The sequence below is a fragment of the Gordonia gummivorans genome (assembly GCF_022513585.1).
In the GTDB taxonomy this organism is placed as follows: Bacteria; Actinomycetota; Actinomycetes; order Mycobacteriales; family Mycobacteriaceae; genus Gordonia.
Map to the genome: position 1 here is coordinate 1 of NZ_JAKWBF010000098.1, position 479 is coordinate 479.

Consider the following 479-nt stretch of genomic DNA (forward strand, 5'->3'; position numbering starts at 1 on the left):
CGTGGCGCGTAGGGCAGGCGGACAGGCCAACGGGACCGGTGTCTATGTCCGTGAGCTCCTGGTGGCGCACAAGCGCATCCGCTTGGATCGCTGGCCCCCGCACGACCAGGCCGCCGAGGCTGTGATCGCCGCCGAGGAACGGGCCGAGGTCGTGGTCGCCGAACCGCATCTGGCCGGTGCTGAGTACCGGGTGAACGGCAAGCTGTCCGGGCTGTTCTCGATGCACGGTGAGCGTTGGTTCCGGTTGTCACCGACGAACGTGTTGGTGGAGATCGACGAGCAGGAGGCAACCCGATGAGCGACGATTATCCCGACGCCTGGAAACCGCCGGCTGATCGGCGAGAGAAACCACGAAAGACGGTGCGCTATGGGTCGATCGGGACGGGTGCCCGGTTCCCGCTGACCGTGGTTGACGGCTCACTGTTCCCATTCTCGTGGACCGAAGGCCGTGAACCGACCGTCATCGACGGCGTGGTCGA

The 479-nt window shown here is 66.0% G+C and carries 2 protein-coding genes; both read left to right on the forward strand.

Annotation, left to right across the window (positions count from 1 at the left end; all coding sequences use genetic code 11):
* On the forward strand, window positions 1-298 hold a 298-nt coding region (locus MKW15_RS24270), incomplete at its 5' end, for a hypothetical protein (protein ID WP_240862968.1).
* On the forward strand, window positions 295-479 hold a 185-nt coding region (locus MKW15_RS24275), incomplete at its 3' end, for a hypothetical protein (RefSeq protein ID WP_240862970.1). The genes MKW15_RS24270 and MKW15_RS24275, both read left to right, overlap by 4 nt.